The organism is Pseudoalteromonas sp. Angola-7 (assembly GCF_028599255.1).
Taxonomy (GTDB): Bacteria; Pseudomonadota; Gammaproteobacteria; order Enterobacterales; family Alteromonadaceae; genus Pseudoalteromonas; species Pseudoalteromonas atlantica.
In genome coordinates, this window is record NZ_JAQREL010000008.1 from 105,477 (window position 1) to 127,220 (window position 21,744).

A 21,744-nucleotide genomic window follows, 5' to 3' on the forward strand; every position below is an offset into this window, starting at 1 on the left:
ATGAAAAGTAACTTAGTTATAAATATTTTATAATAATAATGTTGTTTATTACCTTTTTTAGATACACTGTTTATGTTCACTATTTGAACGTTTTAATTTGAAAGGATAATAAATTATGAAACATAAATGCTTAGCAGGCTTTTTGCTTGGATTTAGTATGTGCTCTCACGCACAATTCGAAAACTCATTACCTCTTAAAGACTTTGCGTTTACGCCTTCCCAAATAGACAGCCTGGAAATCCTGACTCAAGAATCAAGGAACCATCTTGACCTTGAGGACATGAATTTAAAAAATGAAATAAATTTTGGTGGCGACAATACTCACACAATTAAGTTTAATGACGACGAATTCAAGACCAATCTTACTTTTGGCCATAATGATTCAGATCTGACAACAAAAGAATTGTATATAACTGAAATTACACACCTGAATAATAAAATATATTCTATTTCTTTAAAAAGCCCTTCCCGTAAGTGGGACTTCAGTTTAACCTTTATACACGATACTCCATTCAAAGATGAAATTGGGGATATGGAGCTTCTAATTAATGGCGCTAAATTCCAATACATTATTGCAATCGATAAAAGCTGGACTGTTAAAAGTGCGAAAAAATACTCCTTTGTTGATGAAAATATAAAGCTAGAAAATGATACTTATGAAGTACCTGAAAGTGCAAAAGTTAACATCCCTTACAGCCTTGATTTTAAGCCAGACAGCTCTATAAGTTCTAAATCCGTTAACGGATGGACTGTCAAATACCCTTTAAACCCTGAAAATGCGGTAAAATTAAATCATTCAGTACAAATACTCTGGCTTGTCCACCCTTCTATAGCCAAGGTTATGAGAGATTACAAATTTAGAAGCCGTTACCCTATTCCTGTTTTGAAAGACATACAAAACATATTTGTAAACGAAAAGTTTGTTACAGGTGAAGCCCCTAATTTCATACCTTTTATTTATTCTACTGCTTATGAGAAAGTTCCTGCTTCTGGTGGTAATTTTAACTCAAGATACGCATATAGCCTACCACCTAGCGACGTGTGCGGGTCGAGCTGCCCTACTGACTACAAAACTATCCTAGAACGTATGTCAAATAGTCCGCAGTTAAGGGAAATGCGTAGACAGTGGAAAGCGGATGTAGTTATGTTTGTACATTTATCGTATGACTCTACCAGTCAATATGCTGGCCTAGCTCTAACCCCTTATGGATATGGAGACTACAGAAATAAACATACAGGTTTTGCTGTTGCTGGTTGGGGAATAAATCCAAATCCAAACCTGTACTATCCGCAGCATGAGCTAATGCATATATTGGGTGCTGGGCATAGTAGATATAATGATGTTCCAGGGAAATCTTATGCAAGAGCTTTTATAGGAAGTTATAAGGATAGTAACGGTAGTGTAGAGGCAGTGAGATCCTTTATGGCATATGACAATATATGTAAGGAAACTATAAAAACTAGTTATTGTACTGTATTCCCTTATTTATCTTCCCCTTCTCGTTTAGTTGATGACTACGAGAAGAAGAAGAAAATACGCCTTGGGGCTGGAAGAGAAAATAATAAGAAAGCGGTAGCACTTTACCTAAGAGAAGTTAGTCAATATAGCGACTCAATATAATAGCCCCTACTTCCAGATGGAGCCGCTTATTGCGGCTTTATATAATAATCAAACCCCCACATTCTACTTAGTTACATACAGATTCACTTTTACCTTCCTTTAAAATAAATTCAAGTAATGACACTTCAAATTAATCAAAAATTATAATCAAACTATAGCTTTTCTTAACAAGAAAAGTACTGTTAATTACGAAAGTTTATGACAACATACCTTTTTGGTTGATGGTAATATTCTTAGCATTGAGTAAATTTAGTCAACAAAATAAAGCGCTTTCCCGTAATAAAGGAATAAATAGATGAAAGCTAAAGCTCTACAATTAATTGGTACTATTTTACTAGCATTAACGATTATATATGTAGCCTTATTTAAAGGTGAAGTAAATATTGAAAAATCTATTTGGTTAAGCGAGGTGACCTACATGTATATTCTAGGTGCATTGTTGGTTTTCGCTCCATTTATTAAATCGAAATTAAAGTGGGAATAAAATGGCAAAGTTTTTGAACATAAGAATGAATTTTTGAATAACTATGACAGCAAAACCACTATCTAAATAAGCATTTGAGTTGAAAACATGAAATTTTTACCAATAATCTTCTCTGCTGTAATTTCACTGTTTTCACAGTCAGTAAATGCAGGTATAGATGATAAAAACTTTGGAACGTTAAAAGTGTCTTCTATTAGCTCTATATATGACGGTGATACATTTAGAGCCGTAATCAAAGATGTTCATCCATTGTTAGGCGAACGCATTGGTATTCGTGTTTCCGGTGTTGATACTCCAGAAATACGAGGAAAGTGTAAACTTGAAAAGTCCCTAGCTAAAAAAGCCAAGAAATTTACTGTTAACTTCCTTCGTTCATCAAAGAAAATAGAGCTTAGAAATGTGACAAGAGGTAAATATTTTCGAATTGTTGCAGATGTTTATGGCGATGGTCGCAACTTAACGAAATTACTTATTAGATCTGGTCATGCGGTGAAGTATGATGGTGGAAAAAAGTCGAAAGACTGGTGTAAATAATTAAGCATTGGAAATTATACAAGCCATACGACTTTCAATTTTTGCTTGCTTTAGATAGTGCTCAATATGAATCATTGCTTCATGGATATTTTGATGAATACCGCCGCCGATATAAATGGCTTCAGGGAGAGATTAAGGGGCAGCACTTTACTAAGAAAGAAGCTAACACTTTGGCTTTAATGTTTTTTAAAAAAGATAAAATTAGCTATAACTCTACTCAGACGCATTTTGGAAAAACACTATAGTTACAAGAAATGAGGTTTTTGCCATTCCACCCCGCACGATTGGCTCTAAATTAGAAAATTTAATAAAGCAAATCATAGAGAATTAAGTATTGGAAGTAGGTTTTGTATAGGGCGTAAAATGAACTACAACACAATAAAGCTATTAAAAAGCCAGGCTATTATTATCATTCTTCTAGTACTGTCATATGCGTCAATACTAATGGGATATAATGGTTTTTTTATTCCTGAAATTGATAAAAATCCGATCTGGTTTCAACGTAGTGGATCAATAGCTGTAATCCTCTCAATATTTGCTGAATTATTCTTCATTAAGGAATCCCTTGGATTTGCTGAATTAGAAGAAGAAAACGTAAAGAAGAGGTATAAACCGCTAATCGTAATCACCAATATCTTAGCTTTTGTTTCGATTGTTGTGGGAACGTTTGTTTGGGGTTATGGCGATTTAATTTATATCCACATAAAAAACTAACATTGGAAAAATAGCTTTTGCCAGTGGCGTTTAATTAAGCGCCACTCACAAAAGTAACATGTTCAACTGGCTTAAAGGGAAAAATAATGGCTGTAATAACGAAGAAAGATGAAAAAATCGAAAATGTGGTTGATGAGTTAAACGAAGGATATTCATTTGATGACTTCATTAATAAGTTTCAAGAGCTTTACCCAAAGGATTGGAGCAAGATTGAGCGTGAACATGCGAAACATGAACGCAAAACTAAGCCAGAGAAATCACATCCTATGCCTGAGCCAATTCAGTACCTCAAAAACGCTTTGAACGTATGGAATAAAAAGAACAAATAGTTTAAGTGGAATAAGGGTAAGCTAATATGAATGGTTCGTTTGAACAAATGAGTAATTGCTATGAGTTCATTACATAGTATCCCTAAATACGAATACGCAATTATAGGAAAACTGAAAAATGTATAAAATTAACGAAGATATTCTGATGTTTGCTCTTTCTGAATATTTTAAAGAAAAAGACTTATCACCCTATGATGCGATGCTCGAAAATTCACAGCTAGGGAATACCGCAGAAACGTGGTCAGCCGTTTTACTGCGCCTCATGAATTTTGAGAAAGATACATTAAAGCGAAATGAAATACTCAACGCTGATCCACTTAAAAATTTAACTCTCTTTAACGAGCAGCTGATAGAGCTAAACAACAGAACATTCAAAGTAGCATTTATTAGCGGTATGCTTTACCAAAAGTGGATATGTGAGAATACAACACCCCATAGCGATGATAAGTATTTAAAGAAAGCAGAGCAATTTATTGAAAAAAGCTTAACTGAATATTAATTTCTAAGATTGAATATTAAGCATTAATCAACCTTTTACACTTCTAAGAACAGTACGAGTTGGAATATCACCAAATTAACGGGACACATATGAAAATTATATTAGAAAGCAAGAAGTGAAAGGACCATTTTTACCATGGCGAATAAATTTCCTATCAACAACACGTTAATTTTTCTTTTCTATTTTTCTACCGATTTTGAAAATAGTGATAAAATAGACGTGTAGCTTTGAAAAACTTCAAAGCAAAAAAGGAGCTTTATTATGTTATTTCAAATAGTTTTGATGTTTGTGTTAGGCGGTCTTCTTTATTTTCTAATGAATGAAACAAAGTATACAAGGAAAAATGCGTTTTACAGCTGTTTGCTGTCACGCGCAATTGTCGGCTTGCTTGTAAGTATGCTGCTTCACACTGATTTTGAAGTATTCAATTTAAGCATTAACGATGCAATGGCGCATGAAGAACAACTTTCACTTTTTTCAATGTGTATTGTAGGGGGATACAGCATTGATATAGTCATGAAAAAACTTGTTTTAATCTTCACAACTCAAACATCTGCTAGTTAATTTATCGAGTGGAGTAAGCCATGGCTGAATATGAACGTAGATTATTGGATAAAGATGATCTAACTAAGCTATATGAATTGACTAACCCAAAACTAAGCCGAAAGCCAGCACTGCATACTGTTATAAGTTATCAATCAAATGAGTGGGAGATAGAAGATTCACACCAATTGAGGGGTTATAGTGCCAGCAAACGCTCATTAGCTATGAAAGTACGTAAATATGAAGCTAAAAATGCTTGGCCTAGTTCGTGTAGGTTGGGCATTGGTGTATTTGAAGGTGATAAGTTAATTCATGTGCTAATAGCTAAAAATTTAGGTAATAAGCCAATTGCTGAGGCAAAGCCTAGTTTGCCCTTGGATAATGTTTTGGGCGCTATTGGCTTATCAAGAAGCGATATTTTAGGCAACCGTAAGTGAAGTTGGATTTAAGGTTAGCTAATATGAATGGTTCGTTTGAACAAATGAGTAATTGCTATGAGTTCATTGAGTCAAGAAAGAATGACGAATGTTGTTGTCCAGAAGAGGACTGGATCATAGGAATGCTTTATACAACTATTCATATTGAGCCTGATGGTAGCGGTCATATTCTTATAGATAGTGGTAATTGGGAAGATGAAAAGTTAGTGCCTACAAAATCAATCGAAGAATTGCGGGTAGCCGCAGTAAATTGGGTTGAATCTTTCCCTATTAACAACGAACTTTAATTGGCAAACGATTCTGCATTGCCTTCATAAGTGCATATCTCGTAGACTAGGTACAGTGCTTTTTATTAAGAAATACTCACGTAAGTAATCAATAGGGTTCAATTTATGTTTAATAATTTTAAAAGAAAATACCGACAAGAACCAGCGTTACACCTTTTATTTTCGTTAGCTTTCGGTGGAATTTGGGCTCTTTCGTATTTCAAGGTTGATGGTTTTGTACTACCCATGTTTTTTCACAAATTACTAGTTTTTCTTATTTCAGTAAGTGCATTTGTAGCACTGTATTTTTGCTTTAGAAAGAGACTAAGAAAGTAAATTAATAGCTACCAAGATAATTAGAATAAGGAGTAAGCGATGGATAACGAAGAAATTAAAGACAATAATAACAAATTAAATTCTATAAATAGCAATGAGAATTTCTTTATTAGAAATATACACCTATTACTCGCTGTAATTTGGGGGCTTTGCGCCCTCGGAATATATTTATACAATTATTAAGGATCAAGCGGTATTTTCTATTATTTAATTTTTACGTGGTCTTATTTTCCATTGAAGTAATATTTGAAGCTGCCTTATGGGTTTCGAATAGAGCAGAACAGCGATACATGGCCATTACTGCAGCATAGTGTTAAATGATGGAAAAACGCCTCTGACATTAGTTTTTTATCAAGCGCCACTAATAAAGGCAAACAATAGATGGAAGTAAGTTAATGATCGGGTTAAATGTAAAAGCAGATTATGTAATCCACAGTGAAGGTGAGCCTAGTGTTGAAGCTGAAAAGCTTGAAATTGCACTACGAGAGTTTTTTAAATACTATAGAGCTGAGTCAGGTGAAGCTCTAGCGTTTCACGTAGAAGTTTTAGGTAAAGACGTTTCATGATTTAGATATTGAGATGTCGAAAAAGACATAAATAGGATAAAGATTTTACTAATAGCATTATTTATAAAAGCAATTAGTTTAATATTTTAATCTTATAGCTGATTTTTATAAAGGCATCTGGGAAGTGGCTTCTGAGCGAAAGTTAAACGTAATAAAGTATGATAACAAGCTTATAATCTATGCTAAGTTAGGAACATTTTCATAAAAGATAATAATAACATGTGCGTAAATAATTCTGAAATGAACCCAAAACTTAGCCTCTTAATGCAATCATTTTACCACGTCGCAAACCTTGGTAGCTTTAGTAGAGCCTCCCGTATTTTAAGACAATCACGGAGTACTTTAACTAATCATATCTACGAGCTTGAATCAATCTATTCGATAAGATTAATTAATAGAACAACAAGAAGCTTTTCGCTTAGCGAAGAAGGGGAGCAATTATTAGATAAATGTAGGGAACTAAACTATTTACTTCAGTCAAGTAATGAACTCTTATCTAATTTTTCAAACAATGATGCTGGTGGCCTGTGCATTAAAATTCCCACAGTACTTGATAATAAGAACTTTCATACTCTACTCAGGAAGTTTAAAGAAAAGTATCCAGGCGTTATTTTAAAAATATTAGTAGACAATAATGTTTGTGACCTTGTAAATGAGAAAGTTGATGTAGCACTTCATCTTGGAGAATTACAAGATAGCAGCTACATTTGTCGCACTATAACATCTTTTGACACCTACGTTGTAGCTAGTAAATCATTCTGGGATAAATACGATTATCCTGTTCATCCTAACCAGCTAAGAGATTTACCTTGTGTAAATTATCGCCACTGTAAAACCGGAAGTAAATGGAGCTTTATTGAAAATGGGCATGTGTTTTTGGTAGACATAGGTGCCTCTCACATATGCGATAGCGATGAAATGCTCATGTCATTTGCACTAGACGGCTCGGGAATTACTACCCTCTTAGATTTTACTTGCTCTGATTTGATTGCTGAGGGTAGATTAACCCCCTGCCTAACAAATTGGACCCATAAAGTTAAGCTACAAGCTTTATTCCTACAAAGAGAAAATACACCACCTAGGGTTAGGAACTTTTTAGATACATTAGTAGATTTAGCCCCTTTATTAAAACCATAAATATCGATGGCATCCTATAATTTTCAAACATTTTTACTCTGGTCTCTTTTCTAAATCCATTAATCCAGCCGGTTTAAACTGTACTCCATTCGCTACTTTCCTAACATCTGTTGTGCAAGATTATGCACAATTACCTGTGTAATATATAGAAATTGCAGTGAGTTTAGTTGCTATATTTTTTTAGCGGGTATGGTTTAAAAGGAGGTTTAATAGTGTTTCCAATTCAAGAAAATGCTAACGGTAGAGGGCTTGAGATAGATTTTAAATCTTGCAGCTTGTTACAACAAAAATTAGAAAAACAGCTGAGTTTATACGATCAAGAAACTCAGCCTTATGTAATTAGTGAGTTAGTTAAACAAGTTATTAGAAATGAAATTATTGATAAAAAAATAGACCTTTCTTTAATAGAAAATTTTGAAGAAGATGAGCGTTACGATTGGATTTTATTCAAGAACTGCTTTGATACCTCTTTTATGCCATTAACTCCAATAAATGATACACCTCCGGAAAATGAGTTGTGGAAAATCCCTGCAGCAATCCTCATGGGGCTAATTTCATCAACAGGTCACAAAGTGGCAAGCTATAAAGGCGAAATGAAAGGTCGTTTAGCTCATATGGTTATGCCAGCCCTAAATAATGAAGTATATAAAAGCCGTTCGACTAAGCAGTTGATGCCTCATACCGAGATTGTAAATGGCTTATGGCCTGAAGAAATATTCTCGAACAATGCAGGGTATTGTATAGCTCCCAATGTTTTTGGATTAGCTAGCATTAGAAACCCAGCTAAGTGTGCGACACGAGTTTGGTACTTAGAAGGCATTTTGAAAAGCTTACCATTTTCTATAGTAAGAGATTTAATGAGGCCAGAATTTAGCACAACTAGCCAATCAAGTTTCGATGTTGAACATAACTTAGAGGGAGTTAGTGTAATTTCCCAATTCGGTGATCGTATGAGCATTCGATTCAGTTATTCAAAACTCAGAGGTGACACTATACGAGCTAAAAATGCATTGAAACGCTTAAAAGAATATCTAGATGATGCAAATAATGTAGATAGGCTCGTTGTTGAGCCTGGGCAAGTGTTGATACTAAACAACCGAACATTATTACACGGCAGAGACGATTTGAAAAATGACTCATTTTACGATGGTAATGATCGTTGGTTAATAAGAATGTATGGGTTTAGTCATGATGGCTGGAAAAAACTACCTAAAAAAGAACATTTACAACATGTAGCTACTTTATAAAAGGAAATTAAATATGTTATCCCCTTTAGTTGGAAGTGATAGATACTTTGATGCTAAAAATGAACCTATATTATTTAGTCACGGTTCAGAAAGCTCTATATTTGACCAAAATAACAAAGAATATACGGACTTTGTTTTAGGTTTGGGACCAGTAATATTGGGTCACTCAGACCCAGAATTTATCTCAAAAATTACATCAGAGTTGAACAAAGGGCTTTCTTATCCAGGCTTTTCAGAAGTACATACACAGTTAGCAAGCGTATATGAAGATGTGTACAAGTCTCATAAAGTTGTCTCAATTTTTAAAACAAGTTCAGAGGCGGTAACTGCAGCTATACGTTGCGCTATGATCGAAACTGGACGGAAGAAAATAATCCGGTGTGGTTTCTTGGGATGGCATGACACTCAACTTGCAAAGACTCCTAGTTGGCATGAATGGCCTGGTAGTGACAAGCGTATACAAACTCGGTTCAAAACTGGGATGCGCGGTATTGATGATTCAGAGCAAGTATTTAATTGGTTAGATGGTGACTTGGATTACCTAGAATCGCTTTTAAGTATACACGGTTCACAAACTGCCGCATTTGCTATTGATGTCTACCAGTTAGCATTTATACCCTTAGAAACATTTAGTAAGGCCATTAAACTTACTTCAAAATATGGGATTAAAATTATAATAGATGAAACGAAAACCGCAGGTAGAGGGAGTGCTGGTGGCTATATTGATACATCAAAGTTTGCAGCTGACTATATTGTTTTAGGTAAAGCGATAGGAAACGGTCTTCCTTTATCAATCCTAATGGGCCAACCAGAACAATTGCAAATTTACCGTGAAGCAAGAATTGGTGGTACTCATACAAAGGAAACCCTTTCGGCAAGTGCAGGGATTATAGTTGCGAACATCATGCAAGAGCGGAACGGCTATGCAAGAATTAAAGATGCTTGCCAAAAGGTAGTTGATACTTTCAACAAAGCAATTCAACTCTCAGGGACAAATGAATTCTTAAAAGCTGTTCCACTATTAGACAATACTTTATTTGACCTTAAATTTTCAGACTCGATGATAAATAATTACACGTCAAGAGAAATCTTAAAAAAGGAGTTCATAGCCAATGGTGTATTTGTTTTGCAGGGGCATAATTCATTCATTTGCTTGGCTCATGAATCAATTGATTTTGAATTATTAGAAAGTAAATTGCACTCAGCGTTATCAAGCTGGAAAAGTACCCTTTAATTAAAATATTTATTGGATTAACACGATGAACTCATTAACTGTTAAAAATGACCTTGAAGAAATACTTTTAAATTATTCCACTGAAAGTTCGGTAGAAATTCAGTATAAGCAGAAAATGCTGAATTTTTTAAGATCTAACGAAAACCCAATATATCTAACTAATACAGCTGGCCATTTTACAGCATCTGCTTGGGTGGTATCTCATGACGGGAAATCTGTTTTACTAACCGAGCATGCTAAATTAGGTAAGTGGTTTCAGTTAGGTGGCCATATAGAAGAACAAGATAGTAGTTTTTTAAATGCTTGTTTGCGTGAGGCCATAGAGGAAAGCGGTATCGTAGGTTTGACTCTGGATGGCTCTTTCATAATTGATTTAGATATACATGAAATTCCAGAATACAAAGGTATTAAAAGTCATCCACACTTTGATGTGACCTGCTATATCGTAGCTCCTGAAGATGCCAAAGTAACAATCAGTCAAGAATCAAAAAATTTAAAGTGGGTTCCCTTAACGGAAGTAAAAGCTTTAACTGACGACGAAGCTATACACAGAATGGTAGATAAAACTTGTTGCATTGAGTGCGCCTACTGATGTTCAAAGGTCACTTGAAAGCAATTATTGCTAACGTGATTTGGGGGTCTTTGCCGATATACTTTTATTTTATTGGCAGGTACCCACCCTTAATTTTACTGTCTGTTCAAATGATTTCTACCTTTTTAGTTGTCTTATTATTCTTATTAATAAGCAAAAGAAATGTATTTTCGTTTTTAGATCTAAAACGCAGCATTGTACCGGCATGTTTATTGGCAATTAATTGGGGAGGGTATGCGGTAGCAGTTAAATCTGGCTATGTTATCGAAGCAAGTTTTGCATACTTAATATTACCAGTACTTCTCATTACTGTTGGGCATATGTTGAGTCGAGTAGTTCATAGAAGTTCAATTATTTGCATACTATTATGCTTGGCAATTATTGCATTCGAGTGCTATCTCAAAGGCGTTTTCCCGATTATAGGGTTTGCTATAGCAGCACCATTTGCGGCCTACATACTGTGGCACTCTAAGTATAACTTAGAGCCTATAAAAGCATTATTCTATGAAACAAGCTTAATGCTCCCTATTGGAATAATTATACTTCCAACTGTTGATTTTGCGCTTATTTCAGATTGGGAGTTAATAGAAATGTTATACCTATCAATTTTAGGGATACTTACTCTGCTTCCTTTATTATTGTTTGTAAGTTCTACCAAGGAGGTAAGCTTTGACATACTTTCAATATACCAATTACTCTCACCTGTTCTTGGGATATCAATAGGTATAGTTTTATATAATCAAAGCATCGAAGGACATACATATATATCGTACTCAGCATTAATATTAATATTAACTTTATATAATTTATATTTATTCAGCACAAAGGCTAAAAATCATGTATGAAGACCTAATGTTTAAAGTTCTTAAAATAGCAAAAGATGCATCTAAAATGATTGAAGCATCTAAAAATAATGCTAAGTTCTCTCTTAAAAATGATAGTTCATACGTAAGTGAAGTTGATATTAGTGTTGAAAAGTTTATAAGCCTAAATTTAAAATCAATTGACCCTAACACGCCAGTTTATGGTGAAGAACTTGGCTCTGAAGGGGTTGAGTCAGAGGAAACTTATTGGCTGATCGATCCAATTGATGGTACTGCTTGGTACAAAATGGGTATACCCGTTTATGGTTCGCTTATAAGCCTTATTAAAAATGGTGAGCCGGTTATAGGTTGTATTAGCTTACCAGGTATTAACAAGGTCTGTTATGCATTCGAAGGAGGTGGGTGCTTTATTGAAGAATATAATAAAAGTGTAAAAGTACCTACAAAGTCCTCTTTAGTTAACCATATTAAAGATGCAACTATTTCAGCGTCTGGGATACATGGGACCTCAACTTGGCTAGAAAATGGCTCTACCCCATGGGAATTGCAAAGAATATTTAGAGATGCAAAGTTATTCAAATTTACAGGGGATTGCATACAGCATGTACAAGTAATTCAAGGGCAAGTTGATGCGGCGATAGATACAATAATGAAGCCTTGGGATAGTGCAGCACTAATCATTTGTCTAAGAGAGTCTGGTTCAGTGGTAATGAATTTACAAGGTTGTACGAATAACCTGCTATTCAGCGAAACTTTATTATCTGCATCTTCAGAAGAGCTAGCTCTGGAGATTGTCAAAAAAATAAAACCCTTGGCTCGTTAAATAGCTTAAACATAATAAACCCGCTGGTAATCAAATATTATAAATATTTTAATCCCTAAAAGTATTAATAATCACTGGAGTACACAGATGACTGCAATAAAAGTTGATATGGAGCAGAGTACTCTAATTTTGGTTACGCAGTTCTAAAATGTCTCCCAGTACACCGTGTAGGTATTTATAAAGATTTTATATTGTTCACGTTGATCCCGATAGCGGAGTGCTAACATTAGGCTATATATCAAAGCACTTTAGTTAAGCTGCACTTCGCCACCACAAGATTATTAAAATAAATACTGCATTAAATATAAAAATTAAAAATTAAAGAATATTATATTTTTTAAGGTAAACTTGAATTGCTTGAGGTGTTCCAAACGCCCCTAGTAGCATCTTTTCAGCACGCTGCTTACTTGATTCATTTTCTGCGTTTGAAAGCAGTTCATACCATGTTTTAACTAAAACTAAAGGTGGCTCTTTTATCATAATATACCTATTAAGTTAACGCTTATTTTAAAGACGTACTTTCTGTAGATAACTGTAGGCGTCTACAGAAAGGTTATAATTCACTATGAATTTTAATGAACTGTAGCAGCTAATTCAATTAGGGCTACCCGACAAATAGTTATGACCCCATACGCTTATATTGCGTAGCTTCAAATATCACTCAACGCATGCCATTATTGTTGTGCTATTATCCACATTATTTATTTTTAGGTGATGCCTTCTAAAATAAGCGCTTAAAATTTAATGAGTTAATAAATGAAACATAGTAAAACAAAAACCAGTTTATACAGGCGAGCTTATGTGACTTGGCTCATAAGTACAGGGATAAATACAGTACCCACTATTATTGAAGTCACTGGTATGCCGCGTCGAACGGTTCAAGACACGTTAACTGCTATAACGGAGATTTCAGTTGTGCTTGAAAATGATGGTGGCACGTTTAAAGTGATTGATTGGGGCTTAATAAATAAAACTTGGGTTCAAATCAATTTACAGCACGTTATTGACGTGCTAAATTCTTAGGTGGATAAAAATATAACGTAATTTCAAGTGGAGTAAACACATGATAAATGATGATAATGTCAAAGAGGGATCACAGTCTGCCTTTAAATCGATTATTCCTGAAGTGATTAAACCAATTATAAGCACAGTATGTACATTTGGATTTTATGCTACAGCTGTCACTACACCTGCTTTTGCCACTGAAAGAATACTTTCCTTGGCAGAAATATGCATTGGTTTATCTCTTATCTGGTTGTTTTTTGCCACTGCAAAGACGTATAAAAGTCGGTAGTTAAAAATCGATTGATTGATAAACTTTGTGCTTATTTCTCATTTAATGCACAGCCTTTAGGAGTAGGTGAACTTTGGATATTTTTAATAAAAATTTAATTGCAAAGCTTGAACGACAACTATCACTTAAAGAGAGGGAATGCATATCTTTAAAATCAGATTTGGAATTTCTAGAGCGAGAAAATGATGAGTTGAAAAGCAGGTTGGGTGAAAACTTTAAAGTAGTGGCCGCAGTGAAGAGTTCTGAGCCTTATTTTATTAAAGATGCGAAGAATGTTAACAGTGCAGATAGGCCTACACAAATAATTAATCGAGCTTCAGAAACAAAGGCCAGTGACTTAATATTTACTGCTGCTATAGGGGGAATAGTGAATAGCACTCTTTTTAATAGCGTTGATTCGGAAAGTTCGGAATAATAAATTAAATTGGAATTATAAAAATGATGGAAGATTTATTAAGTAAGTGGGTAGTTGTTTGGAGTGAGCAGCAGCAATGCTTTAATTATGAAAGTGTAGAAAGAATGCTTGACTCAAATATCAACTCTTTCAAAAGAAAAAAAGCAAACCAGTATGTGCCGCTGGCATTCTTTGAATCTTCTGAAGAGGCCCGCAATGCAATACAAGCCTTTAAAAAGCATCGACCAGATTTGAATGAGTTTGAATAATTATAATAAGTTTATGATTAGTCTATGGAAATAAATCATAAAAATAAAGTTGCTTCAAGCTTGTTAGGCAATAACTCGGAAATTCAAAGTGTCTTAAAAGAGCTCTATCCGGCCCCAACACTAACAGATGTAATCTGTAATTTCTTTATTATGTTGGGTATTGCTTGTGGTTTGCTAGGGATGCCGGTACTCCTGATTTTGCAGAAGCTTCTGTAGATTAGGCAGCGCGTTTTGCCTTGGTCAGTTAAATCGCTTAGTCCGAAAAAGGGCATTTCACACCTCATAACCCACCAGCGAGAGCGTCAATACGAAAGTGAGCAAAAGAAAAGATGCTTTCAGTCTAAATTGCACAGACTGCGCGCACACTTCAAAATTTGTTTTTAATTTAAACCCTTAAAGTTATGCCACGGCAACACAAAAAACAGGTATAAAAATGTATATTTTAGTGATGCCAATAGTAAAATGTAACGATTGCTCAATTCTACGCATTCTAAAAACAATTAAATTAACTATGAGTTTGTAAAGCGCCAGCGACTTTAATCCAATATTACACGCTTCCTAAAGGTAAAGGCTTTTGGTTGTAATAAACCAAAAGCCTTTTTTGCTATGTGTTATGTTTCTCTATTTTAATAAAGCTTATTTGATCAACATCGCCAAAATCATCTTCGTCGTAATCATTTTGCCATGCTTCAATATGTTCATCGCTAATAACACACTCTTCAATATCATTGATTGAAATTGACATCTCATAGTGAGCAATACGTTCTTTAAGGCTTCTCAGCAATGAAGGTTCAATTGTAATAAGTGTAACGGCTTTTATCTCTGAATTTATAAAGCCTTCTAAAATCATATTTAAGTAAATTTGCGCGTTGGGGCATCGGCGCGCTTCAAAATCAATCTTCATGGCCTCTCCTAAGCTAACAACTCAGTACATGGGTAAATACGCAATTCCCTACATAGTAACGCGCCAATTCTACGCTCTGTGCCTTTTATAATAGTTATTTTCCCCTCATCGCTGTGGGTGACTTTGTTAGAAATCCAAAACTTATCTAATTTGTCTTTCAAAATAAGCTTAAGCGATAGTTCATCCCACGTTCTTTCATAATCAATTAGCATCTCATCAAGTAATGAGCGACCGACAAAGCCAAGTGCATTAGCAAACACGGCCTTTGTATACATCACTTTTTCATGCACTACTAAGTAGTTATCTGTATCTAATTCAGTAAATGGAATTTGAGAAAATATTTGCTTCAAGAAGTTACTGCATAACGCCAAAGTGCTCGTATAAATTTGCTCATCGACTAATTGTTTATTGGCTGAAGCTGGCGTTAGTTTTAAAAACTTTTGAACCAGGCTATTTAACTGTACGAAATTCCACACTTGGCCTCTTTTAATTCTACCGTTTAATGAAATAACATCTTTTAGCTGGTTGCTATCGTCTAGTTGTATTTCAAGCAATGCATTCATCAATCGACTGAAAGGTGTGCTGCTATCGAAATACTTAGAAATTGATTGTGAAGGTTTGACCATATTGCTGTGGTAATCTGCAAATAGCTGCTTGATAAGCTTGTTAGATTTTTCGCAAGTGAGTGTTGCCGTGTTAGTTACTATCAGCTTATAAGCAATCGTGTGACTTTCAAACTCAGTCGCTTTCTCTTGAGCTAATAGCCATTTTATAAATGTGGTTCTACCTTGGCCATCTGATATTAGGCGTGAACTTTCCGACTTTAAAGTGGCGCTAACAAGCGTTTTGCCACCGTAATACACTTCTTCAATTACGTCAATTTCATTCACAAAAATTGTAATATTAGGGAACACCGTTGCTTTACTCGTTTCCCAATAACTTTTAAACCCATTTATTCTGCGTGTATCAACGTCACGCTGGCGCTTATACTTCTCATCAACTAAATCACTATTGGGCTCAATACCGAACGAGTTTGAAAGCTCTTTAAATGTCATTACACCCTCATACGTATTAACATCTTGGCTCGTAATACCTTCGTTAGACTTAAACATGGCCAGCGCTAAATTAGTGCCGCTTGGTGAGGTAATAGCTAGCTGTGAGTTTATATCGCTTAAATCAGTAGTTATTGCGTTCATTTCATATCCAGTTGTTTCTGCAATTGCGGCTATAGTGCCAAATTCTAAAAATGGCGCTACCAACTAGGATTGTAAGATAACCAAATAGACGAAAAATACACAGCGCACTACATCTGGTATGGTGGTGGGTAGGCTGCACACTTCATATGGTATTACCTACTTAAATTACAGAAACACAGAACGAAATTCTGAACGGTAGCGAGAATTAAAGAAACATTTAAGATGACCTCATTGTAAACGATATGAGTAAGACCAATGGGCGCTGTAAACATCTTTAATCCTGCAAATACAATAGACGTAACTGATATTACATCGGTAAATACTCAAGAAAATGAACGCCTTAAACACGTTCTGGACTTGTTTAATGCTGGGGTTAAAGAAGTACGCGAGCTAATCGAAACGACTAAATCTATTGCTGTAATTAAAAGCTCAATGGGAAAAGATTCAACTGTAACATTACTAATGGTTATAGAAGCTTATAGGCAATCAATTGCTGAGAATAAAATAGAAAAAGAGCGCCCATTGCTCGTAAGCACAGTTAATACGCTTGGCGAAATTTTCGCGATGAATATGTTTGTCGCTTACTGTCGAAAACGACTATTAAAATACGGAAAAGACGCGGGCATAAATATTAGCCATGAGATTGTTACACCAACGCTTCAAGATGAGTTTTTTGTTAAGTATGCCGGTGCTCAAAAATTCGTTAGTAACAGCACACGCGCGGGTGATTGTACGATTCAGTTAAAACTCAATCCAAGCGAAAACTACGTGAAAAAAACACTGCATGGTTTCAAAACTGGTGGCTCAAAATACGCGAATTACAATGTAATAAGTTATGTGGGGTCACGTTTTGGAGAGGGTAATCGTAGGACGAAAAACATAAATAAATCTAACTTATCTCGCAATATCAATGAGTTAATTGCCGATGTTGATGAGGTTAAAGTAGGCACTTATAAGATGCAAAGTTTTGCCCCTATCAAGCACATCACTACCGATGAAGTTTTTGACTTACTACGCATAGCAGGAAATAAACCGCTTAAACGCATTAAAGGTATGTCAGCCCCATATATTCCAGCTTTCCTAGATGACTTTGGCTTGTTGATTGAGCTTTATGGCAATGGTGCTGGCTCAAAAGAGACATGTGACATTTCAATTGGGCAAACGACAAACACCGCATGCAATGGTAAATCTCGCTTCGGATGCACTTTTTGTACAATTTGTGGTGACAAGGACGAAACTTCTATATCGTTATCTAAGCTCCCTAGATGGGAAGTATTAGGTAGTGAAAACACCCTAAGAGTAAGGGATTGGCTGTACCGTATAAGTATCGATGTTTCTTATAGGGCCTTTCATGCTCGCTCACACGACCCACTCGTTATGAGGGCTGCACTTCAACCCAACACCGCTAAGCCTCAAGTGCTAGAAAAAATGGTTCGTTTTGCCAGTCAATTAACAATCGACTCTATCAATCACGCTAAGGAATTTAAAAAACTGTGTGACCAAGGACGTGAACTTGAGCACCCAGGCTATAAAGACATACACGATGATCAGTTTATGACGCCGAAAGTCAAACGAGCGTTTCTTGAAATGTACAAAGAGTCAGTGCAAAACCCTGCGACGCTAAATACGTTATTTGGTCTAAAACATGCCATCTTGTTATCTTTTCGCTGGTCTATCGACGGCGTAGGTGGCGCTAGGTTTCGCCCTTTAGCTATCTGGAAGCAAATTGAACGCGGTGAAGGCCGTATACCTTACCCAAAACTAAACAGTGAATACGAGGCCATTCACGGGAAAATCAAGCTGACAGGTAATGCACCGCTACCTGAAGCCGTTATGTTTCCACTAACAGCAAATGAAAACCTTGGGCATCTGGCATTAAATCCATTCAACCTAATGGACTTTTGGACCCGTCCTGTAGACCACACAGACGTATTTGAAGAAGACTTTAATTGCAGTGTTTCACGCCAAGCGGATACATATGCGAATATTGAAGCGAGCGTTAGGTACAACTATTCAATTTCAAAGATTAACAATGAGTGCATCCTTGATTATAAAACGCCTGAGATAGCGTACATAAAGCTGGATGGAAAAGTATTAAATGGCCTAGCCAAAAACAAACTCTTAACGAATGGGTTCTACCGTGAAATTGAATCAAATTTTTACAGTCGTTTTGACGCTGTATGCACTGAAAATGATGATGCCACTGTAATCGAAGGCATTATGAATAAAGTATTCTCTCAACCAGTTAAAGTAAGTAGTTCAGTTCCATATTTACAGTCACAGTCGTTGTTTTGTGGTTATTCTGCTAAATCAAAAGCCGCTGAACCCGCGAAAAACTTTACACGCAGAACAACTAAAGTAAAAAAAGGAAAGTTTGTACGTGGTAACACGAGACTCCGCTTCTATAGCAATCAACTCAACAGTCGTTTACATAATGCCCATGCACAGAATAAAACATTATTACTGCCAAACTATGAAACTCATACTCAAAAGTTTATCGGCGCGCACGATAAAACTCACTTCGCAGGCGACATAGAAAACTTGCAGATAGATGATGCAGCGCTAACAAATTGGATTGAATTAGGCGGCATAGAGGAAGCACTTCAGCTACACGATAACGATATTATTGAAACAATTAAAAAAAGGCACTTAAGAAAATATAGACCGCATCACGTTAGACGTTATAAGGGAACACGCCCAGCAGAATTACTTTTAGAGCGAGGTGTTATTTCAGTCGATAAAGGTTATTTCGAGCAGCTAAAGTTTATTTTAAAACGCACACAGATCTTTAATGAAATGGGATTGTTTCAGTTTCAGTCAATGAAATTATCGGAAGTAGCAAACCACCCAAAAGCTATATCAATGACTCAGCACAGACAAGATAAAGCAAATATGCTTCAAATTGTACGTAAGCATCGCAATGCGCAACGAAAAGCTGTTACTCGTGGATTTACGCAAAGTATTGAAGATAGCGCCACCAGCAACCTTACGGTGCTGTTTAAGTATGCTATAGAGTCAATTAAAGTCGCTGTACATGTTAAAAACATGGAATATTTTAAGCTTAAATTTAATACCAGCAATGTACCCGCACTAGATAGAGCTAATACAAGCTCTATCTGGCTAGCCTTGACGTTTGGCAATGTAAGTTCTATTGATGATGTTTTATGCCTAATAATGACCCAGCAGCAATTAATAAGCTTAAAAGGCTGCCCCAGAAGTTACATTAAATTAAGTAAGAAAGTGGCTGACTCGCTACGTGAACTTTCGTTTGAAATAGAAGACGCGCTTGGCCAATGGAGTGAACTAATTTCAATGCTGGAAAATACAAGCGAAGTAACGGACTTCAAATGCGCAATTCAAAAATACGCGCCTCCCGGCAGTTTAGTTGATGACTTACTGGGCTCATGGAAGCCGGGTATTAAATATTTCAATGAATATAAAGCGAATGCTGTGGCTGATATAAAGCAGGTAAAAAGTGAGCTGGTGGAATTAAAAACCCAATTACGTCGAATAGGCCACACTTCGCTGAAAAAAATGGGAAGCAAGATGACTCTTTCTGATAAATTGACAGTCTTAAATAATATGGTAAAAAATTAAGTATATACAAAGAAAGGATAAAAATGACGAAAATTTTTATAACAGCGGTGACCATAATTTGCATGGTATGCACTTTATGGGGGGCTTATGAATTAGGCATCAGAGCTGATAACGCGCTAAATAGTAATGGACCTGAATATTCAAAAATTTTACGAAATATCAAAGCTCGCGATTGCAAATACGAATATCAGCAAACGGTCTTAGTGGATGAACCACAAATACAGGTAACCGGCACTCAAATAGATGACTTAATCGAAAAAGTAGCAATACGAATTTGCACTATGAAACAGCACAATCAAATGCATGATACAGCGGTAGAAGCTTTTAAGTTAGTTAATATTAAGGGCGTGAGTGGAGCGGCAGTGACCATCATAGATCAATTCAAAGGTAAAGAGGTTGATAAGTGTGAAGCCAGCATGGATTTGTTGAAATTAATGTGCCCGAATACTTTGAAAAATGCCGGTTATAAGGACTTAGATTGAGTACATACCCATGTACGCTTTATTTTCCGAAAAAAATAACCTGTCTGCTGCCATTAGTTGCTGTTCAGCATTAGAAACAGGATAAAAGTACCCCTTTTTAAAAGGGTTATAGGTTATTTCATTAGTTAAAAAGTCAGACGATATTGGTTCTATGCTATTTAATATGCCTTGAGCGTATGAGTGAACATTTCTGACCTTAGAAGCTTGCGCTCTTGCTAAACCTGCTTTACTTATTACAAAGTCTACAGTGTTCAATGTAACGTGATCTACATGCGCGACGACTCGACCTTTATTTTCGCCGGACATGGCAAGTATAGACCATCCACCCTTATTTAAGTTTCGGTAAACTCTTACTTTATCACCAAGATTATACGTTCTCCCCTTGAAGCCCTTTAACATGAGTAAACACCTAAATTATCAATTTTATGAATGGTATAAAAATCGTATATTTAGGCTACTGACTTGGTTTAACTATATTGCGAATAGGCAAACTCAAACAAGATTAATTGTTTTATCAATCATTAAGGAGGTATCGACGTACTGCGCAATTGAAAGTGCGATTTCTTTCATTTTAATTGACTCAGCACCTTGGGTGAGAAGAAAGCGTTTGCCTGTGTTGGTTAAAACACAAATCTCACCACTTTGAAAGGGTGCATCAGGCGATGAATGTTTTTTTGAGTAGTTCAATTTGCTGTATATCATTGAAGGGGATAGGCTGATCCAGTCCGTACAATACCCTTTGCGAGCCATTAAATTGATAGGATTTTCTATCTCTAGCTGAGCGTTTACTAATTAAATAAAGCGACCCCCACCGACCGACAAGCCAAACGCTGCGGTTAAATCCCCAATAACGAAGATAAAATAAATCGCTGAAATTAAAAGAGCATATCCGAATAATGAACAACCTATATATAGGCTTGTATTGAACATTGAGGGGGTTAACTGCAAACCACTTTTAGTTTCCTTTAATCTGTAAGTTACATGCAGAGTACCTTCATCCGTGAACGGTTTTAGATTTATTTCATGAATTTGAAATGCCATATTTAGCTTTCTCTCATTCGATTTATTATTTAACTTTTTGGGGGCTAAAGCACCTACTGTACTCTTGTAATTCGTCAGTCAGTATTTGGCAGACTGATTTTACATCATAGTCAGCCAATATAACTTTAACCTCATCTCCCTGATTTATATATCCGTCAGCATCGACAAGTGTATAAAGCTCTCCACGCAATTTAATTAGATCACCGCCGAATATATTTTGAAAATAAGTTAAATGGTAAGGTGACTTATCCATAAACGTGATTTTTTCTGTTGTTTCGGTCAAGACTATTTCGTTATCTGAGCAAGCGGCAAGCGTGCTAACTGTGACGGCTGCAAGCAGTATATTTTTAATTGTATTAAACACTAACCTTATTCCTTTTT

General features: G+C 35.7%; 30 protein-coding genes. 23 read left to right on the forward strand and 7 right to left on the reverse strand.

Features of this window, described 5'->3' with window-relative positions; translation table 11 throughout:
- Positions 1 to 115 precede the first annotated feature (115 nt).
- From PSH50_RS12480 to PSH50_RS12560, 17 genes are all read left to right on the forward strand, one after another.
- A complete protein-coding gene (locus tag PSH50_RS12480) occupies positions 116 to 1,621 on the forward strand; it encodes a hypothetical protein (protein ID WP_273587613.1) in 1,506 nt (501 codons plus the stop codon).
- A gap of 295 nt (positions 1,622 to 1,916) precedes the next feature.
- Complete coding sequence (locus PSH50_RS12485) at positions 1,917 to 2,105, forward strand: hypothetical protein (RefSeq protein WP_273587614.1); 189 nt, start codon at positions 1,917 to 1,919, stop codon at positions 2,103 to 2,105.
- 87 nt (positions 2,106 to 2,192) lie between these two features.
- Positions 2,193 to 2,639 (forward strand): thermonuclease family protein, encoded by a 447-nt coding sequence (locus tag PSH50_RS12490; protein WP_273587615.1) that lies wholly within the window; start codon positions 2,193 to 2,195, stop codon positions 2,637 to 2,639.
- A gap of 363 nt (positions 2,640 to 3,002) precedes the next feature.
- The gene (locus PSH50_RS12495; protein WP_273609698.1) at positions 3,003 to 3,353 is read left to right on the forward strand and encodes a hypothetical protein; all 351 of its coding nucleotides are present in this window, start codon (positions 3,003 to 3,005) and stop codon (positions 3,351 to 3,353) included.
- Positions 3,354 to 3,439: 86 nt separating this feature from the next.
- Complete coding sequence (locus PSH50_RS12500; RefSeq protein WP_273609699.1) at positions 3,440 to 3,682, forward strand: hypothetical protein; 243 nt, start codon at positions 3,440 to 3,442, stop codon at positions 3,680 to 3,682.
- Positions 3,683 to 3,800: 118 nt separating this feature from the next.
- Positions 3,801 to 4,181: a hypothetical protein gene (locus PSH50_RS12505; RefSeq protein ID WP_273609700.1), complete on the forward strand. Its 381-nt coding sequence runs from the start codon at positions 3,801 to 3,803 to the stop codon at positions 4,179 to 4,181.
- 261 nt (positions 4,182 to 4,442) lie between these two features.
- Complete coding sequence (locus PSH50_RS12510) at positions 4,443 to 4,745, forward strand: hypothetical protein (protein WP_273609701.1); 303 nt, start codon at positions 4,443 to 4,445, stop codon at positions 4,743 to 4,745.
- A gap of 20 nt (positions 4,746 to 4,765) precedes the next feature.
- Positions 4,766 to 5,161: a hypothetical protein gene (locus PSH50_RS12515; RefSeq protein ID WP_273609702.1), complete on the forward strand. Its 396-nt coding sequence runs from the start codon at positions 4,766 to 4,768 to the stop codon at positions 5,159 to 5,161.
- 23 nt (positions 5,162 to 5,184) lie between these two features.
- Complete coding sequence (locus PSH50_RS12520) at positions 5,185 to 5,448, forward strand: hypothetical protein (protein WP_273609703.1); 264 nt, start codon at positions 5,185 to 5,187, stop codon at positions 5,446 to 5,448.
- 354 nt (positions 5,449 to 5,802) lie between these two features.
- Positions 5,803 to 5,946, forward strand: a complete 144-nt coding sequence (locus PSH50_RS12525) for a hypothetical protein (RefSeq protein WP_273609704.1) — start codon at positions 5,803 to 5,805, stop codon at positions 5,944 to 5,946.
- Positions 5,947 to 6,158: 212 nt separating this feature from the next.
- Positions 6,159 to 6,329, forward strand: coding sequence for a hypothetical protein (locus PSH50_RS12530; RefSeq protein WP_273587624.1), 171 nt, complete (start codon positions 6,159 to 6,161; stop codon positions 6,327 to 6,329).
- Between the two features lie 240 nt (positions 6,330 to 6,569).
- Positions 6,570 to 7,466, forward strand: coding sequence for a LysR family transcriptional regulator (locus PSH50_RS12535; protein WP_273587625.1), 897 nt, complete (start codon positions 6,570 to 6,572; stop codon positions 7,464 to 7,466).
- A gap of 212 nt (positions 7,467 to 7,678) precedes the next feature.
- A complete protein-coding gene (locus tag PSH50_RS12540; RefSeq protein ID WP_273609705.1) occupies positions 7,679 to 8,713 on the forward strand; it encodes a TauD/TfdA family dioxygenase in 1,035 nt (344 codons plus the stop codon).
- A gap of 13 nt (positions 8,714 to 8,726) precedes the next feature.
- Complete coding sequence (locus PSH50_RS12545; protein ID WP_273587627.1) at positions 8,727 to 9,947, forward strand: aminotransferase class III-fold pyridoxal phosphate-dependent enzyme; 1,221 nt, start codon at positions 8,727 to 8,729, stop codon at positions 9,945 to 9,947.
- 25 nt (positions 9,948 to 9,972) lie between these two features.
- On the forward strand, positions 9,973 to 10,539 hold the full coding sequence (locus PSH50_RS12550; protein WP_273587628.1) for an NUDIX hydrolase: 567 nt from the start codon (positions 9,973 to 9,975) through the stop codon (positions 10,537 to 10,539).
- A gap of 14 nt (positions 10,540 to 10,553) precedes the next feature.
- The gene (locus PSH50_RS12555; RefSeq protein WP_273587629.1) at positions 10,554 to 11,384 is read left to right on the forward strand and encodes a hypothetical protein; all 831 of its coding nucleotides are present in this window, start codon (positions 10,554 to 10,556) and stop codon (positions 11,382 to 11,384) included.
- Positions 11,377 to 12,186: an inositol monophosphatase family protein gene (locus PSH50_RS12560; RefSeq protein ID WP_273587630.1), complete on the forward strand. Its 810-nt coding sequence runs from the start codon at positions 11,377 to 11,379 to the stop codon at positions 12,184 to 12,186. Before PSH50_RS12555 ends, PSH50_RS12560 begins: the two co-directional genes overlap by 8 nt.
- 318 nt (positions 12,187 to 12,504) lie before the next feature.
- On the opposite strand, the gene PSH50_RS12565 is transcribed toward PSH50_RS12560, so the two are convergent.
- The gene (locus tag PSH50_RS12565; RefSeq protein ID WP_273587631.1) at positions 12,505 to 12,666 is read right to left on the reverse strand and encodes a hypothetical protein; all 162 of its coding nucleotides are present in this window, start codon (positions 12,664 to 12,666) and stop codon (positions 12,505 to 12,507) included.
- A gap of 276 nt (positions 12,667 to 12,942) precedes the next feature.
- Between PSH50_RS12565 and PSH50_RS12570 the strand changes: the two genes are divergently transcribed.
- From PSH50_RS12570 to PSH50_RS12585, 4 genes are all read left to right on the forward strand, one after another.
- Complete coding sequence (locus PSH50_RS12570; protein WP_273587632.1) at positions 12,943 to 13,209, forward strand: helix-turn-helix domain-containing protein; 267 nt, start codon at positions 12,943 to 12,945, stop codon at positions 13,207 to 13,209.
- Positions 13,210 to 13,249: 40 nt separating this feature from the next.
- The gene (locus tag PSH50_RS12575) at positions 13,250 to 13,480 is read left to right on the forward strand and encodes a hypothetical protein (protein WP_273587633.1); all 231 of its coding nucleotides are present in this window, start codon (positions 13,250 to 13,252) and stop codon (positions 13,478 to 13,480) included.
- A 73-nt stretch (positions 13,481 to 13,553) separates the two neighbouring features.
- Positions 13,554 to 13,895: a hypothetical protein gene (locus tag PSH50_RS12580; protein WP_273587634.1), complete on the forward strand. Its 342-nt coding sequence runs from the start codon at positions 13,554 to 13,556 to the stop codon at positions 13,893 to 13,895.
- Positions 13,896 to 13,918: 23 nt separating this feature from the next.
- Positions 13,919 to 14,143 (forward strand): hypothetical protein, encoded by a 225-nt coding sequence (locus tag PSH50_RS12585; RefSeq protein WP_273587635.1) that lies wholly within the window; start codon positions 13,919 to 13,921, stop codon positions 14,141 to 14,143.
- Between the two features lie 604 nt (positions 14,144 to 14,747).
- Here PSH50_RS12585 and PSH50_RS12590 read toward each other — a convergent pair.
- Together PSH50_RS12590 and PSH50_RS12595 are read right to left on the reverse strand one after the other, a co-directional pair.
- Positions 14,748 to 15,047 (reverse strand): hypothetical protein, encoded by a 300-nt coding sequence (locus tag PSH50_RS12590; RefSeq protein ID WP_273587636.1) that lies wholly within the window; start codon positions 15,045 to 15,047, stop codon positions 14,748 to 14,750.
- Between the two features lie 8 nt (positions 15,048 to 15,055).
- Entirely contained in the window at positions 15,056 to 16,243 is a 1,188-nt protein-coding gene (locus tag PSH50_RS12595; protein ID WP_273587637.1) for a DGQHR domain-containing protein, read from the reverse strand.
- 255 nt (positions 16,244 to 16,498) lie between these two features.
- Between PSH50_RS12595 and PSH50_RS12600 the strand changes: the two genes are divergently transcribed.
- The gene (locus PSH50_RS12600) at positions 16,499 to 19,840 is read left to right on the forward strand and encodes a hypothetical protein (RefSeq protein ID WP_273587638.1); all 3,342 of its coding nucleotides are present in this window, start codon (positions 16,499 to 16,501) and stop codon (positions 19,838 to 19,840) included.
- Positions 19,841 to 19,863: 23 nt separating this feature from the next.
- Positions 19,864 to 20,322, forward strand: coding sequence for a hypothetical protein (locus PSH50_RS12605; RefSeq protein WP_273587639.1), 459 nt, complete (start codon positions 19,864 to 19,866; stop codon positions 20,320 to 20,322).
- On the opposite strand, the gene PSH50_RS12610 is transcribed toward PSH50_RS12605, so the two are convergent.
- From PSH50_RS12610 to PSH50_RS12625, 4 genes are all read right to left on the reverse strand, one after another.
- Positions 20,314 to 20,721, reverse strand: a complete 408-nt coding sequence (locus PSH50_RS12610) for a hypothetical protein (protein ID WP_273587640.1) — start codon at positions 20,719 to 20,721, stop codon at positions 20,314 to 20,316. The genes PSH50_RS12605 and PSH50_RS12610 overlap by 9 nt on opposite strands.
- 93 nt (positions 20,722 to 20,814) lie before the next feature.
- Complete coding sequence (locus tag PSH50_RS12615; RefSeq protein WP_273587641.1) at positions 20,815 to 21,009, reverse strand: hypothetical protein; 195 nt, start codon at positions 21,007 to 21,009, stop codon at positions 20,815 to 20,817.
- A gap of 105 nt (positions 21,010 to 21,114) precedes the next feature.
- On the reverse strand, positions 21,115 to 21,363 hold the full coding sequence (locus tag PSH50_RS12620) for a hypothetical protein (protein WP_273587642.1): 249 nt from the start codon (positions 21,361 to 21,363) through the stop codon (positions 21,115 to 21,117).
- 25 nt (positions 21,364 to 21,388) lie between these two features.
- A complete protein-coding gene (locus PSH50_RS12625; protein WP_273587643.1) occupies positions 21,389 to 21,727 on the reverse strand; it encodes a hypothetical protein in 339 nt (112 codons plus the stop codon).
- Between the last annotated feature and the right edge of the window lie 17 nt (positions 21,728 to 21,744).